The sequence below is a fragment of the Paenibacillus sp. J31R34 genome (assembly GCF_059383715.1).
The window spans coordinates 368,131-383,545 of record NZ_JBXENU010000003.1 but is presented as its reverse complement, the minus strand read 5'-3'; the positions used below and the strand labels follow the sequence as shown (position 1 = coordinate 383,545).

Here is a 15,415-nt window from a genome sequence, read left to right as displayed (position 1 = left end):
TGCTATGAGGCGCGGAAGCTTGTTTATTGTTGCGATGTTATATCAGAATGAACAGCTCAGGCCGCACAATGCGGGACAAGCAATCACCGATTATTTTATACGCGGAGCCGCTGCTTCCTCAAAAACCTCTTCTTCCTTAAACACAACGCCTTCTACTTTCACATTCACTTCAACGACTTGAAGACCGGTCATGTTCGATACCGTTTCCCTTACGTTGAGCTGCAGCTGACGGCATACTTCCTGAATAGGAATGCCATAGTGAACGATAATACGCAAATCAATTGCGGCCTCGAGCTGTCCGACTTCCACGGAAACACCCTTCTGCACGTTTTTCCCACTTAGGCGTTTTGCAAGCCCTTCGGAAATCCCGCCAGACATGGCTGCTATACCTGGAGTCTCAAGTGCGGCGAGTCCCGCGATTGTTGCTACTACGTCATCAGAAATACGAATAATGCCTGTTTTAAGGTCCTCGGTCATCTTCTTCACTCCTCCATTTGCTATATATGTATATTGTACTGGATGGATTAACCGGAAGCAACTTTTGTCGATTAAAATAACGGTTATCTGTCGAATAGAATTGGATATATTATATAACAGGTTTGCAGATTTTCACAAAGGGGTGTCCACGTGAGACGGAAGCTGTTTTTCACCGGATTAATCGTCATGTTTGCCTTCAGTGCAATCGCTCATTTCGCCCATCTAGACATGACGCTGCAATTTGCTGTTTCCGCTATAGCGATTGTATTTGCAGCGGGCTTTCTCGGGCAAGCGACCGAGAGCGTCGCCCATTATGCTGGCCAGCGGCTCGGCGGCTTTCTTAATGCGACCTTCGGCAACGCAGCCGAGCTGATTATTGCCTTTTTCCTCGTCAAGGAAGGTCTGTTCGACATGGTAAAAGCGAGCATAACTGGCTCCATTATCGGAAACCTGCTGCTTGTCCTCGGGCTCAGCCTGCTCGCGGGTGGACTCAAATACAAACAGCAGCATTTCAATCATCAGCTAGCCCAGCATAACTCAACCTTGATGATGCTCGCTGTCATCGGCTTGTTCGTACCGGCGATATTTGTTGGAGCCGAGCATTTCTCGCTGGAGAAGGACCATTTCCTCAGCCTGACTGTGGCCAGTATTTTGATCTTGTCGTATGTGCTTTGGCTGCTGTTCTCGATGGTGACGCACAAGCAGATGCTTGCTGACAATGAAATGAGCAATGACCATGGCGACGAGCCTGCCTGGTCTAAGGGCCGCTCCGTCCTCATGCTCGTTGTCGCCACCGTGATGGTCGCTTTTATTAGCGAATGGCTGGTCCACACGCTGGATACGTTTACAACGCGTTTTGGCCTGTCTGAGCTGTTTGTAGGCGCATTCATCATAGCCATTGTCGGCAATGCCGCAGAGCACAGTGCAGCCATTATGCTGGCGATGAGGAATAAAATCGGTGCGGCCGTTGAAATTGCTATCGGAAGCAGCTTGCAAATCGCCCTGTTCGTCGCTCCCGTGCTCATTATTACCAGCGCAATTATGGGCAAGACGATGGACATTATTTTTACACCGATTGAGCTGACCGCTATCGCGGTATCTGTCTTTATAGCAAAGTCGGTATCGGGGGACGGACAGACCAATTGGTATGAAGGTGCGCTGCTGCTAATGGTTTATTGTATTTTGGGCATTGCTTTTTATTTGGTATAAAGGATGGGAGCACGCTGAAAAAGGATCTGGGCTGCGCAAAAGGCTTGGAATTCGATCGCTGTTACTCTTGGATTCCCTGATCATCTCAATGGTGGGAATCCAAGAGCAAAGGCGAGCGCTGCCGCTTCTCACTTCCAAACCTTTTGCTCCGCTTCTCCTTTTTCAACACACTCCCACCAAAATAAAGACAAAAGCCGCAAAATAAACAAGCAAAAAAGCAGACAAAAAAAAGAGCAGGCCGCATGGTACGCCTACTCCTTTCTATTCAACGCTTCGTAAAGCTGAGCCAGATTGCGCTCCAATCGGCTTAACAGCTCCTTGCCGCTATGCTCAGCGATCAATCCAGCGCGTACTGCAAAATCAATTTCCCGCGAGAATCCATACATCTGCGTGTCCAATACTTCCTCGTACAGCGGACATTGACGGGTCGTCAAGTTCTCCATCTGAACCTCAATCAATTTCTCTATTTTAGCCGCATCCTCCATAAGGAGACGAAGAGCTTTCTCATGCAATTGAACCGTGACTTCCGGTGAAGACATCGTTTTCCCCCCTAATGCGTGTACCCGCCGTCGTCTATACCCTTTATATTAGACGAAAAAGAGCCAATACACAAGGACAAAACAGAAAAGCACCCCTTCGGCTAGCGAAGAGGCGCATGTACTGGTGTAACCTGTTTATTCAGAAACGACTGCAATATTCAGGTTATGCTTAGCGAAAACAGCTGCCATTGCGGCTTTTGCTTCTTCAGCATCTGGTCCATGGACGTGAAGCTCGTAGGAATGACCGCCTACCAGCGTAGTGAACAATCCCAAAATACTTTTAACATCAATATATTTGTTATCTGCTTGCAGAACGATTGATGAGCGGAATTGACCTGCTGCTTGGGATATTTCTACAATAGCTGCGTTGTTAGACATGGGGAACCCCTCCAATTAAATTAGTAAAGCTTACCTTCGAAATCATGATAACCTGAAATCATTGATCGGGCAAGAGGCAAATTGTTAAACGCTTCTTTTTCATTTATTTCAAATTTTCGGAATTTAACGCCTCGAGCTCCGGAATAACGAAATGTCCATCCTTGCGGATAAGCACATCATCGAAATAAATTTCCCCTCCGCCATATTCTGGGCGCTGAATAAGCACAAGATCCCAGTGAACGGAAGACCGATTTCCATTGTCCGTTTCATCATAAGCGCGGCCCGGTGTAAAGTGCAGGCTTCCCGCGATCTTCTCATCAAATAAAGTGTCATTCATCGGGTGCAAAATATGCGGATTAAAGCCAATTGCAAATTCGCCAATATAACGCGCGCCCTCATCCATATCCAAAATCTCATTCAAGCGTGCTGTATCGCTGCTTGTTGCCTTGACGATTTTGCCATTTTCAAACGTGAAGCAAATGTCCGAGAAGGTTACGCCTGAATATACGCTGGGTGCATTGTAGGAAATGGTACCCTGTACCGAGTCGCGCACAGGAGCCGAAAAAACTTCTCCATCCGGAATGTTGCGGTGGCCGGAGCATTTTTTGGATCCGATATTTTTAATAGAAAAAGTAAGATCGGTGCCTGGCGATACAATTCTTACGCGATCGGTTTTGTTCATCAAAGCCTGAAGCGGGTCCATCGCTTTGTCCATTTTGGCATAATCCAAATTACAGACGTTAAAATAAAAATCCTCAAACGATTCCGTGCTCATTTTTGCCAGCTGCGCCATCGATTCGTTCGGATAGCGCATAACGACCCAACGCGTGCGCTTGACCCGCTGATCCATATGTACAGCATCGCGATAAATTTGCTCATACAGCCGCATTTTATCTTCCGGCACGTCGCTCATTTCATTGACATTGCCGCCCGCACGAATGCCGATGTAAGCATCCATTTGCTTCATACGCTGCAAATCATATTTCGTCCACTCTTCGATTTGTTCTTTGCTTCCGTTCTGCAGCAGCGTACGCGTTACCGCAGGGTCTGTAATTTCCACAAAAGGTCTGCCGCCGAGCTTTGCTACCTCTTCAATTAAAGCTTTCGTCAGCTCGCGTTCCGAGCCGATGACTTCAATGAGTACATTTTCTCCCGGCTGAACGCCAATGGAATAGCCTGCCAAATTGGCAGCTAGCTGCTGAATTCTTGGGTCACGCATGTTAAACTCTCCTCCAAATCATTGCTTCTCTATATTTGACGATTACTACCAACCCCATCGTAACATGTTTAACAGGCATGTGCATCCTTCATGGCGAAGTAGAACCATCAAAAGCGCTGAGCGAAATGTTCGTCGTCCGCTTCTCCATGATCCTTTTGCCCTGTTTTTGATAAGCAAATGTCGTTTGCTCTTCCAACTTGAGCGGCACCAGCCTGCTGCGGTCGATGATCAGCTCGTATTGTCCATCCACCTCTAAGGTGGCCAGCATTTGCTTCAGCTCCTGATGAGACGCCTCATACGTGCGCAGCCATTCCTGCCGCAGCGCTCCTTCCGCTGAGGGAGCCCGGCTCGCGAGAGCTGCCATTTCTGCCGTCAGGCGCTTCTCCCACCTTTTCTTCGCTGCCCCCTTGTCAAGGGCCGCATGAAGCACGAGATGCCCTTCCGCTGTTGTCTCCGTTTGAATACTTACCTTATTAGTCGATTGCTGAAGCTCCTTAAGCAGCTCCGCTGGCGTGCGGGATGCGCTCTGATCCGCTGCTGTCCCTGCATACGATCTGATCTGTTCATGATTCAACACCTCTCCCGAGAAGCGCTGCGGCGTATAGCTCCAGCCATCTGCTCCAATAATGGAAGTAGAGCCGCTGAAGCTGTATTTATCCGTTGCCGCAAGCCCAGCTGCTGATAAAGTCAGCCACTGTTCCGGTGTTCGCTTGTCCGCCACATCCATACAGCCGCTCAGCCATGCCGTGCATGCGAGTAGAGATAATAGAGCACTCCACTTGTTTATTCTCATTTCCGCTTCCCTCCTGAGGTTGCATTTCCTATCCATTAGCTTCCCCGAAGCAGTAGACTCCTTATTCCTTTTCAGGCTGCTATTGTCTTATGGGACAAAGGCGACCTTCTGGATACAAAAATAAAAACGCCTGAGCAACATGCCCATGGCGCTTCTCTTCTTTCTCACAAGATCCTCCAATGCCCGATTGTCCAATTCCAGCTTTTAGCCCACACCGAGCCGAATACAGTTTCTTCCATTGTTTTTCGCATCATATAAGGCCATATCTGCACGATAAAATAACGATTCAACGCTAATTTTCTCATTTTCAAACGTCCATTCCGACACGCCGCAGGATACCGTCACTTTAGGGTCCGTCTCCTCTTCCACAAGCAAGCGTATACGTTCAGCAATCCGAAAAGCCTGTTCAGAACGAATGCCTGGCAAATATACAGCCAGCTCCTCACCGCCCCATCTTGCAGCGATGTCTCCCTGCCTAATCGTGGTCCGAATAATTTCGCTCACTTGGATTAAAATACGATCCCCAACCTGATGGCCGAACGTATCATTAATGCGTTTGAAATGGTCAACGTCGACGAGCACGAGTGAGCCTAGCGGATCTTTGCGCTGACGGCTCAGAATTTGCTCGTTCAAGTAGTGGCGGGCGTGCAGCCCCGTTAAATTGTCCGTAATCACCATCCGGCGAACTTCTGCATGCAGCGAAGCGTTCGTCACCGCCAAGGCAATATGTGTGGACATAATTTGGAGCAGCTTATAATTGTCGTAGGAGAAATAATGAGGGTTTTTATGCGTAACCATGATCACGCCCACTACTTCATCTTCGACCATAATAGGTGCGGCGATAAGCGAGCGAGAGCCAGTGTGATCCATCATTTTAGACGTTACGACTCGGGTTTGCCAATAATCTGATAAAATAAGCGGTTCTTTCGTGCGGTTAATAATGCCGCTAAAGCCGTAATCCGGTACAAATTGCTCACGTGCAAGCGTAGGAATATTGCTGGACATCACATTAAACTGGTTGCGATCTTTATCCAATTGGAGAATCGAGCAATAATCGGCTTCAAAAATATTAAGCAGCTCATGCGTCGCAAACTTAAATATATCCTTAAGCTTCAGCGATTGATTCAGCCGTTTCGCCAGCTCATTAATGACGCGAAGCTCATTGATGAGCAAATTGGACTGCTCGTACAGCTTGGCATTCTCAAACGCAGAACCCGCCGTATCCGCAAGCAGCACGAAGGCCGGCATATTTGCAATATCCCAGCGCTCGGCGTCAATCGAGATGCAGAGCACGCCGTAAGCAGCCTGCTTGCCGTTCATTGGAACCGCAAGGCGTATCGTGCCATCACGCTCCTTCTGCGTCATCGGCTTGCCTTCCATGAAAGCTTTCGCAACAATGTCATGTGCTGCATTTTTAAAAATAAGCGGCTTGACGCGGGCGTCGCCATTCAAATGGTCCTGTGACAAATACAAATTGACTTCCGAGCTTGGGTAAAGCTGGCCCAAACTGCTCAGCATTTCGGACAGCACGGCAGTAACATCGAATTGATCATACAATCGCTTAGCTGCCAGAAAAAGGGCATCCCGCCTTTTTGCGTCCTTCTCCGTTCGTGTTTGCTGGAGCAGCAAATCCCGGACATATATATGTTCGAAAGCGCGATAGAAGCAGCTGCGGAAATGAAGGGCGCCAAGCCTTGCCTGCTGCTCGGCTTCGACGGCACTGCTTGGGGCAATATGTATAAATATGCTGAATGGCTCGCCATTCGAGCGTTTGCGAACAGGAACAGCAGCAGCATGAGTAAGAGGCTCACCAAACGACAGTGTAGCAGCGCCGCCTGTCGCGGCTACTTGTGCAGCTAGCAGCTGCAGTTCTTCGTGCCACAACAGTTCCTGCCCTTTAACAGCACCCGCGCTATCAATTAAACGCAGTTCCCAGTCAAATAAAAAAGAGCTGCCCTGCATCGCTTCTGTTTCTTCGCTTGTTTCCCTAAACCATAACTCGAAGCTATCGTGAAGCAGCGGCATCATATAGGGCCTGTCCGCTTCGTTAATATCTTCGTGCATAAACCATATTTCAGGATGCAACTGCTCTACAGGAGCTGCAGCCTGAGCAAAATGATTGTTAAAATTTCCATCTAGGTTTCGATTGTTCATCTGCAACACCCAACCCTTCTGTCGGTCTAAACAAGGAGATGAGCAGTCATCTATGTATGAAGAAGATACCCTCATCATACTTTATTTTTAAGAATATTGCACTAATTAACAGTTGGTTTATAGGCCTAAAGACTCTATATCGTTTCCGATAAGCATAAGCGGCTATTTTTCTTGACTTTCTGCTTGAATTTCATATAATATTAATTGTTGAATACATGGGCGTACGGTTTTGTGTCACCCTCGAGAATAAGTTCACTGACAAGCCTGCGGCTGAGGTGCTTGTTAGGCTCTAAGTTTTGACTTGAGCATTTGAGCTTGTTCCGCGAAACACAACCCCATCTTCAAAAATCCCATTTGTTGAAGGAGTTAACACGACGCATGTCACGTTATACAGGACCTAAATTTAAATTAAGCCGCCGCCTTGGAATTTCCCTGAGCGGAACTGGCAAAGATCTCAAACGTCCATTTCCACCAGGCCAACACGGCCCGAACCAACGCAAGAAATTGAGCGGCTATGGCGTTCAATTGCAAGAAAAACAAAAGCTGCGCCATATGTATGGTTTGAACGAGAAGCAATTCCGCAACTTGTTCGATAAAGCAGCTAAATTGAAAGGTATTTCCGGCGACAACTTCCTCGTTCTTTTGGAAAGCCGTCTGGATAACCTCGTTTACCGTCTTGGCCTGTCCAACTCGCGTGCTGGTGCGCGCCAATTGGTATCTCACGGTCATATTACAGTTAACGGAAAAAAAGTCGACATCGCTTCTTACACCGTATCGCTTAACGACGTAATCGGCCTGCGCGAGCGCAGCCGTGGTCTGAAAACGATCAAAGAAGCTATGGAAGGCCGTCATCACCTGCCTAATTACCTTGAGTTTAACGACCAAGCGCTTGAAGGCAAGTACGTTCGTTTCCCAGAGCGTGCTGAGTTGACGCAAGAAATCGACGTTAAACAAATCGTCGAGTTCTACAGCCGTTAATAAGGTGAAACGGCCGAAAGCCGTCCTTTGGCGGCGCGGCGCGTTTCATTCCGAGAAATATAGAGAAAGGATATTGTTACAATATTCTTTCCTATATTTTAAGGGAAATCCCTGGTCATCTTCTGATGCCAGGGATTTTTTTGTTTGCTTATTATGGCTGGTTGTTCTCCTCTTGGCTAGATTCCTTTGAGGCCAGCAATTGAATCAATGCATCGCTCGTTGAGGAAGCTATCGCCGGAGCTGCAGCAGGCGGCACTGGAGCAGGGGATGATGTATTTTTCGTCGTCAATCCCTTCATTAAAGCATTAACATCAATGCCTGCTACACTTTTCAGCATTTCTGGCGCTGTTGCCATCAGGGAAGTAACGTAGTTGCTCAGACGCATCGCCCCTTCGCCGTTGCCGGTATCGACAACCGTCAGCTTATCGATGCCTTTGATTGGCTCAGCGACCTTGCCTGCCAGCTCAGGCAGCATTTTCACAATAATATCGAGAATCGCAGCCTCTCCGAACTTCTCGAATGCCTCTGCCAGCTTCTCCTTCGCCTCGGCTTCCGCTAGCCCCCGCAGCCTGATTACATCGGCTTCCGCAGTACCTTTGGCCCGATCAGCATCCGCTACGGCCAAGCCATCCAGCCGCTTCTGCTCAGCCATAGCCTTCGCTTCAGCTTCGATGCTGTACTGGAGCGCATCAGCCTCGCGCAGCCGTTTGGATTTCTCCCCTTCTGCCGCCTGCTCGACTGCATAACGATCGGCATCCGCTTTTTTCTTCACCTCGGCGTCATATTGCTTCTCTCTGCGCAAAATTTCTTTTCCTTCGAGGTCAATCTCCCGTTCTTTACGCACAAGTTCAACTTTCATTTGCTCTTCAACGACGCTCTGCTTCGCACGAGCTTCTTGAATAGCATAGGCCTGATCCGCTTCCGCTTTCGCGGTATCCTGGTCTTTTTTGAAGGAAGCGACTTTGAGCTCTTTCATTTTCTCCGCTTCCGCGATATTTGTATCCCGCAGCAGCTCAGCCTTCTGCCCTTCCTCTTCGGCACTCGCCTTCTTAATTCTCGCATCCCGCACCGCCTCGGCTTGTGCAATTTCCGCATCCCGCTTCACTGCCGCGATACGAGGCTTGCCGAGCGCATCGAGATAACCGTGCTTGTCTCGCAAATCTTTAATTGTAAAGGAGACAATTTGCAGTCCCATCTTTTTCAGGTCTTTGGCCGCTACGCTTTGTACCTCTTGGGCAAACCGATCGCGGTTACGATACACTTCCTCTACTGTCATTGAACCAAGAATCGCCCGTAAATGGCCTTCCAGCACTTCCTGCGCCTCGCTTTTCAGCTCTTCTGTCGGCTTGCCCATAAACTGCTCGGCAGCTGTTGCGACATCCTCTACGATACCGCCGATTTTAATGATCGCGACGCCATCGGCCATAACGGGAACGCCCTGCTCCGTATAAACCTCTGGAGTAGATACATCAAGCTTATGGGAAAGCAAAGAAAGAAATTCGGCCTTCTGGAAGATTGGCAGTATAAAAGCGCCTCCGCCTCTGACGATTTTAATGCGGCGGCCGCTATCATCCGTCAAGACATTGCGGGTTCCAAGAAATGAGCCGGTTACGATCATCGCCTCATCTGGGCTAACGGTTTTGTAGCGGGCCCAGAACGCGAGTCCTAGTATGACGAATACAGCAACGACAATGGTGGGAATAAGCAAAAATTCAGGCATAGCATCAAGCTCCTCTCTGTTTGTCAAATCGCCAGTTATAACAGTGGATCAAGGTGAAACGGCCGAAAGCCGTCCTTTGGCGGCGCGGCGCAGTTCATTCCGAGAAATATAGAGAAAGGATGGCGAAATCATACCCTTTCCTATATTTCAAGCTGAGAAACATACAGCGTATGCTCCTTTACCTCAATCACGACAATGCGGACGCCGCTTGGAATCGGTTCGCCATCAAAGCTTGCGGCAATTTGATTGGAAAATCCCGCCCCTGCCGGCATCAGCACCTCGCCGCAGCCTATCGCCGGAATTGGTACCAATACTTCGCCTAGCCGCCCGGTAAAATCATGAATCGAAATGGCTGTGGAATTTTCGCTTTCGCTCATCGGCTTCACATATAGGAAATAAACGCCTCCGCCTGCGACAATCGCGACTAATCCAGCAATGACAAGGACGATTCCAGCTGTCAGTGGTGAATATTTTTGCAGCAGCAGCCCTGCGCCGCCAAAGGCAGTAATACCGCCTACGAGCGAGGTAGGCTGAAGCCAGCCATAACCCTCGCTGGCGAGGAAATCGAGTGCTCCGTCAAAAGCAGAGCTTAGAAAATCGCCAAATATAACGCTTACAATTGCATAAAGCACGCCGCCGAACAGACAGCCCCAGAACAACGCCTCCACTTTGTCCCCCCCCTCTCTGCAACCAAATGCTGTTATAACTGTTTTTATTTATTACGTTAATTCCTTAGGAATTGTTTCAAAAAATCAAATAAGCTTGCACAATTTGTCCCAGACCCCATGCTATATTTCATTTCTTCCTACTAATTATTCCCTCCGATAAATGGGTATGTAGAATTTCGTTTATCCATAACATAGCAAATGAGTGAAGTCAATCATCTTCCCTCTTTTCGAAATGGTGTTTTATGCTATAATAGTTGGGTGTATTGGAGGAGGAGTTAATTCATATGCAGGAAGATCAACAACCATCATCATCCCGCAGAAGCGGCTGGCGTACATTTGGACTCGTAACATGGCTAACAGTAAAGTGGCTCTGTTACCTCGTCATATTCGTCGGTTTGCTAACGGGAGGAGCCGTAACGGGCTATGTGGCCTCTTTGGTTAAAGGAGAAGAAGTTCGACCGCGAACCTTAATTGAAGAGAAAATAAACGAAAACTCAGTTACAGGCTTTGTCTTCTTTAATGATGATACCCTTATTGGACAGCTTCGTACGGAAGAAGATCGTATTCTAGTTGATTACGATGAGCTTCCCCCGCAAGTCATTAACGCCGTGCTTGCTATTGAAGACAATAATTTTGAAACCCATTATGGCGTCGATGTGAACGGTTTGGGACGGGCAGTTAAGCAAAAGCTGCTTAATGAAGATACGCAGACGGGCGGCAGTACGCTTACCCAGCAATTGGCACGCCGCGTATTTCTAAGCCTGGACGTAACCGACAGCCGTAAAGTGAAGGAAATTTTTCTCGCTTTGCGAATGGAGCGTTACTTGACGAAAGAAGAAATTCTTGCGGCATATTTGAATAAAGTACCATTCGGAAATGGCTCAAGCGGCTACAATTTATATGGGATCAAGGCGGCCGCCAAAGGTGTTTTCGGCATTACCGATTTGAGCAAGCTGAACATTGCGCAATCGGCTTATTTGGCCGGACTGCCGCAGCGTCCTTCCGCTTATACCGCTTTTAACGGCAAAGGACAGTTCAATGAAGGCGGCTTTGACCTCGCAATCGAGCGTCAAGCGACCGTATTGATGCGGATGCTCCAAACCGGACGCATTACTCAGCAGGAGTATGATCAGGCGAAAAAATTCGATATTCGCGGCTCGCTCGCGAAGCCAGTAGCGAAAGCCTATACGACGTATCCTTACCTCATGCTGGAAGCTGAGCGTCAGGCGGCGGAAGTTATGCTCATGCAGCAGGACCCGACACTGACCATAGCCGATCTTCGCAAGAAGGAAAACGCCGATCTTATAGAAGAAGCCCGCGAGCATTTGCTCCGTGGCGGCTATCAGATTCATACGACGATTGACAAAGACATTTATAAAATGATGCGCGATATCGGAAATGATCCGAGCAACTTCACTCCGGACAGCAAGGAGAAAGGCATTGAGCAAATCGCAGCCGTCCTCGTTGACCATAAAACCGGAGCTATACTTAGCATGCTGGAGGGCCGTGATTTTTACGAGGAGCAGATGAACTTTGCCACTCAGATGACTCGGCAGCCGGGTTCAACGATGAAACCTATCGCCGCCTATTTGCCAGCCATTGATAAAGGGCTGATCCAACCTGCAAGCGTCTTGGATGATGCGCCGATTATTTTGAAAAACAGCGGTTCCAGCTATCATATTCCAAAAAATGCAAATAATCGTTACAGCGGTCTCGTTACCGCTCGCGAAGCGCTCAATCGCTCGCTTAACTTGCCAGCGCTTAAGATTTTCCTAGATGAGGTTACGATTAAGGAAGCATGGAAGTTTACTAGAAAGCTCGGCATTACAACGCTGCAGCCAGAAGATGATGCAGCACAGACTGGCGTTCTCGGCGGACTCAGCATCGGGGTATCCGTTGAAGAATTGACGAGCGCTTATGGCTCGATTCCGAATCAAGGCCTGTACAATGATTCTTATATGATCGCGAAGATTACCGATGCTAATGGAAAAATCGTCTATGAGCATCAGCACGAGCCGACTCGCGTATTTTCCGAGCAGACTGCTTTCTTGATGACGGATATGCTTCGCACCGTTATTTCCAGCCCAAGCGGCACAGCGAACTCACTTACTTCGCGGCTCAAAAATTACGGCAAGATCCCGTATGCGGGCAAAACGGGCTCTACGCAAAACTACGGCGACGTCTGGTTCATGGGCTTCACCCCTGATGTCACGCTTGGCGTATGGGCCGGCTATGAGAAGCCGATCTACACGCTCGAAGGCGACAGCCGCAAGCGCGCCCGCGAAATCTGGGCGAAGATGATGAATCAGCTTGCCGATGAGAAGCCGGAGATGTTTGCGACCAAGGCGTTCAATCAGCCTGATGGCATTGTTAAAGCTACTGTATCCAGTGCCAGCGGCAAGCTGCCAACGGCATTAACAAGATCAGCAGGCATGCTCGTAACCGACTGGTTCAACAAAAAATATATTCCTAAGCAAGCGGATGACGCCCTTGTGAATATGTCATTCATACGCTACAACGGCGTCAATTATGTCGCTCAAGATGCCACACCTTCCGATTTCATTTCGCAGCAGACGGTTATTAAGCGCAAGAAGCCGCTTGACGAGCTTATGGATGAAATCAGCAAAGTGCTTTCCCGCGTTCCGGCAAACAGCCGCCGAGCGCTAAGCTATTACTTGCCGACGGATGCAGGCAAAAACGCGCCTTCCAAGGTCGATCCTCGTAAGGATGACGGAAGTGCGCCAAGTGCACCGGGCAATGTAGCACTCATTTCGATTGGTCAAGGTGTAGTCAGCCTCTCCTTCTCCGCTCCGGCCCAGAAGGATGTCGTTGGCTTCCGGTTATATCAAGCTGTTAACGAAGGCTCCTTTAACAAAGTAGGAAATTCCATCCTGCTCGGAGACACCTACAGCGCGAGCTTCACCGTCAGTGCGGGCAACGGCTACAGCTTTTATGTTACAGCAATAGATGTTGCCGGCAAGGAATCGGCACCTAGCCAAATTGCCCGCTTCGGCAAAGCGCCTGTCGCACCTGTTATCCCTGATCCGCTGAATCCGGTACAGCCACCTGAGCAAAGCGGCGATCCAGGGCAAGGACCTGATGCAAGGCCAACGCCGGAAACCGGCTTGGCTGCACCAGCAGCCCCTGCTGGCCTTTCCGCACAAGGCAATGAAACAGGCGTTACCTTGTCTTGGCAGGCAAGTGCAGCCGGCGAGCAAGTCAAGGTGTACCATGTTTATTTTGCCGCAGCCAATGATGGGAAGTATGTGGAAATAGGTACTACCGCAGAGACGAGCTTCGTCTACGCCTCGCCGCTTGCATCAGGAACGTTCTATGTGACAGCGGAGAACGCTGCCGGGCAGTCTGCTCCTTCCTCGAAAGCAAGCATTGGCGGTTAAACGTTATTTTTCACAGATGAATCGCTCTAAAGCAAAAGCTCCGGTTCCGCAACTAACGTTGCATGGAACCGGAGCTTTTTTGAGCTTTCTCTTTAATCCTCAATCGTAGATAAATCGCCTGTTGGCAAATTCAGCTCCCATGCCTTCAGCACACGACGCATAATTTTGCCGCTGCGCGTCTTCGGCAGCTTATCCTTGAACTCAATTTCTCGTGGTGCCGCGTGTGCAGACAAGCCCACTTTCACAAACTGGGCAATTTCCGCCTTCAGCTCATCGGATGCCGTATAGCCTTCACGCAGGGCGATAAAAGCTTTAATGATCTCGCCACGCATCGGATCAGGCTTCCCAATAACGCCTGCTTCTGCAACCGCTGGATGCTCAACGAGCTTGCTCTCCACCTCAAACGGCCCTACTCGCTCGCCTGCTGTATTAATTACATCATCAATGCGGCCCTGGAACCAGAAATAGCCATCCTCATCGATATAGGCGGAATCACCCGATACATACCAGCCCTCCAGATGAAAATATTCCGCGTATTTGGCAGGGTTATTATAAATTTTGCGCATCATCGATGGCCAAGGCGTGCGAATAGCCAAGTTGCCCATACGGTATGGCGGCAGCACATTGCCTTGATTATCAATGATCGCCGCCTCCACGCCCGGCAGCGGCTTGCCCATGGAGCCTGGCTTAATCGTCATCGACGGGTAATTGCAAATCAGCTGTCCGCCCGTTTCCGTCATCCACCACGTATCGTGAATGCGCTGCTGGTAAACCTTCATCCCCCAGCGAACGACTTCCGGATTAAGCGGCTCGCCCACGCTGAGCACATGTCGCAAGCTGGACAAATCATAGTTTAATACGACGTCATCTCCTGCGCCCATCAGCATGCGGAACGCTGTTGGCGCACTGTACCATACGGTGACGCCGTATTTCTGAATCGTGCCGTACCAATCCGCTGGACTGAACCTGCCTCCCCTTACGACAATCGTAGCTGCATTAAGCCATGGAGCAAAAATGCCATAGGAAGTTCCCGTAACCCAGCCCGGGTCGGCGGTGCACCAGTAAATATCATCCTCTTTCAGATCGAGGACAATCTGGCCTGTATATTTATGCTGAATCATCGCATTTTGCACATGATAGACGCCTTTAGGCTTGCCAGTCGAACCCGATGTATAATGCAAAATAAGGCCATCCTCGCGTCCGAGCCATTCGATCTCGCTATCGGTCGATGCCTGCTGCATCTCAGCGGCGTAATCGACGATTACGTCATCTGTCTGCACCTCATCGCCATAAACGATAATATGCCGCAGCGATGGAATTTCATCACGCTTAATCCGGCTGAGCAGCGCTGGCGTCGTTATAATCGCAGACGCTTCACTGTCTTGAAGGCGATCCTTGACTGCTGTCTCCATGAACGCTTCAAATAACGGGCCGATAACGGCGCCGACTTTGAGCGCTCCGAGCACGCTTATATACAGCTCAGGTGTTCGCGGCATAAACACAAATACGCGCTCGCCCTTCGTGATGCCGAGCCCCCGCAGCACATTCGCAAATTGATTCGATTGCGCTTGCAGCTGCCCAAACGTGTAGGACTCGTCGCGTGAGCTGTCGCTGTAATAAAGGGCTACCTTATCCCCCTTGCCAACAGATACGTGGCGATCTATCGCTTCATAAGCCATATTCACCTTTCCGGTCTGGTGCCAGCTGAACTGCTGCTCAATCGTTTCCCATCGGAAGGTTTTTACAGCTTCATCATAATCAACCAGGTTAGAATTATTAGCTACTGCTGGAATTCGCTCTTGATGTAGATCAGACATTCTATCACTCTCCCATCAAATCTATTACACCTTTACCGAGTGGAATACGCTTACATGGACGATTA

At 49.2% G+C, this 15,415-nt stretch carries 12 protein-coding genes; 3 read left to right on the top strand and 9 right to left on the bottom strand.

From position 1 onward, the window contains the following. Window positions 1-90: 90 nt before the first annotated feature. Window positions 91-477 carry an Asp23/Gls24 family envelope stress response protein gene (locus tag AC50YG_RS11115; protein ID WP_341282338.1) on the bottom strand — a complete coding sequence of 129 codons (387 nt, stop codon included), beginning with the start codon at window positions 475-477 and terminating at the stop codon, window positions 91-93. Window positions 478-627: 150 nt separating this feature from the next. On the opposite strand from AC50YG_RS11115, the gene cax reads away from it, so the two are divergent. Beyond that, complete coding sequence (gene cax, locus AC50YG_RS11110) at window positions 628-1,686, top strand: calcium/proton exchanger (RefSeq protein WP_494826811.1); 1,059 nt, start codon at window positions 628-630, stop codon at window positions 1,684-1,686. A gap of 251 nt (window positions 1,687-1,937) precedes the next feature. Here the strand turns inward: cax and AC50YG_RS11105 are convergent, their stop codons facing one another. The 5 genes from AC50YG_RS11105 to AC50YG_RS11085 all read right to left on the bottom strand — a co-directional run bounded on the left by AC50YG_RS11105 (window position 1,938) and on the right by AC50YG_RS11085 (window position 6,769). Beyond that, window positions 1,938-2,225, bottom strand: coding sequence for an Fpa/YlaN family protein (locus AC50YG_RS11105; RefSeq protein ID WP_056038636.1), 288 nt, complete (start codon window positions 2,223-2,225; stop codon window positions 1,938-1,940). 135 nt (window positions 2,226-2,360) lie between these two features. After that, window positions 2,361-2,603, bottom strand: a complete 243-nt coding sequence (locus AC50YG_RS11100) for an HPr family phosphocarrier protein (RefSeq protein ID WP_046230579.1) — start codon at window positions 2,601-2,603, stop codon at window positions 2,361-2,363. Window positions 2,604-2,706: 103 nt separating this feature from the next. Beyond that, the gene (locus AC50YG_RS11095; protein WP_099520807.1) at window positions 2,707-3,822 is read right to left on the bottom strand and encodes an aminopeptidase; all 1,116 of its coding nucleotides are present in this window, start codon (window positions 3,820-3,822) and stop codon (window positions 2,707-2,709) included. 88 nt (window positions 3,823-3,910) lie between these two features. Then, window positions 3,911-4,615 carry a hypothetical protein gene (locus AC50YG_RS11090; protein ID WP_494826808.1) on the bottom strand — a complete coding sequence of 235 codons (705 nt, stop codon included), beginning with the start codon at window positions 4,613-4,615 and terminating at the stop codon, window positions 3,911-3,913. 204 nt (window positions 4,616-4,819) lie between these two features. Further along, on the bottom strand, window positions 4,820-6,769 hold the full coding sequence (locus AC50YG_RS11085) for a diguanylate cyclase (RefSeq protein ID WP_494826807.1): 1,950 nt from the start codon (window positions 6,767-6,769) through the stop codon (window positions 4,820-4,822). Window positions 6,770-7,147: 378 nt separating this feature from the next. On the opposite strand from AC50YG_RS11085, the gene rpsD reads away from it, so the two are divergent. After that, on the top strand, window positions 7,148-7,747 hold the full coding sequence (rpsD, locus tag AC50YG_RS11080) for a 30S ribosomal protein S4 (RefSeq protein WP_341282332.1): 600 nt from the start codon (window positions 7,148-7,150) through the stop codon (window positions 7,745-7,747). A 151-nt stretch (window positions 7,748-7,898) separates the two neighbouring features. Here the strand turns inward: rpsD and floT are convergent, their stop codons facing one another. Next, entirely contained in the window at window positions 7,899-9,467 is a 1,569-nt protein-coding gene (gene floT / locus AC50YG_RS11075) for a flotillin lipid rafts scaffold protein FloT (RefSeq protein ID WP_473759468.1), read from the bottom strand. 140 nt (window positions 9,468-9,607) lie between these two features. Further along, a complete protein-coding gene (locus AC50YG_RS11070) occupies window positions 9,608-10,135 on the bottom strand; it encodes an NfeD family membrane protein (protein WP_473759469.1) in 528 nt (175 codons plus the stop codon). Window positions 10,136-10,419: 284 nt separating this feature from the next. Between AC50YG_RS11070 and AC50YG_RS11065 the strand changes: the two genes are divergently transcribed. Continuing rightward, complete coding sequence (locus AC50YG_RS11065; RefSeq protein ID WP_494826805.1) at window positions 10,420-13,533, top strand: transglycosylase domain-containing protein; 3,114 nt, start codon at window positions 10,420-10,422, stop codon at window positions 13,531-13,533. A gap of 92 nt (window positions 13,534-13,625) precedes the next feature. On the opposite strand, the gene acsA is transcribed toward AC50YG_RS11065, so the two are convergent. Beyond that, the gene (gene acsA / locus AC50YG_RS11060) at window positions 13,626-15,350 is read right to left on the bottom strand and encodes an acetate--CoA ligase (protein WP_494826803.1); all 1,725 of its coding nucleotides are present in this window, start codon (window positions 15,348-15,350) and stop codon (window positions 13,626-13,628) included. Between the last annotated feature and the right edge of the window lie 65 nt (window positions 15,351-15,415).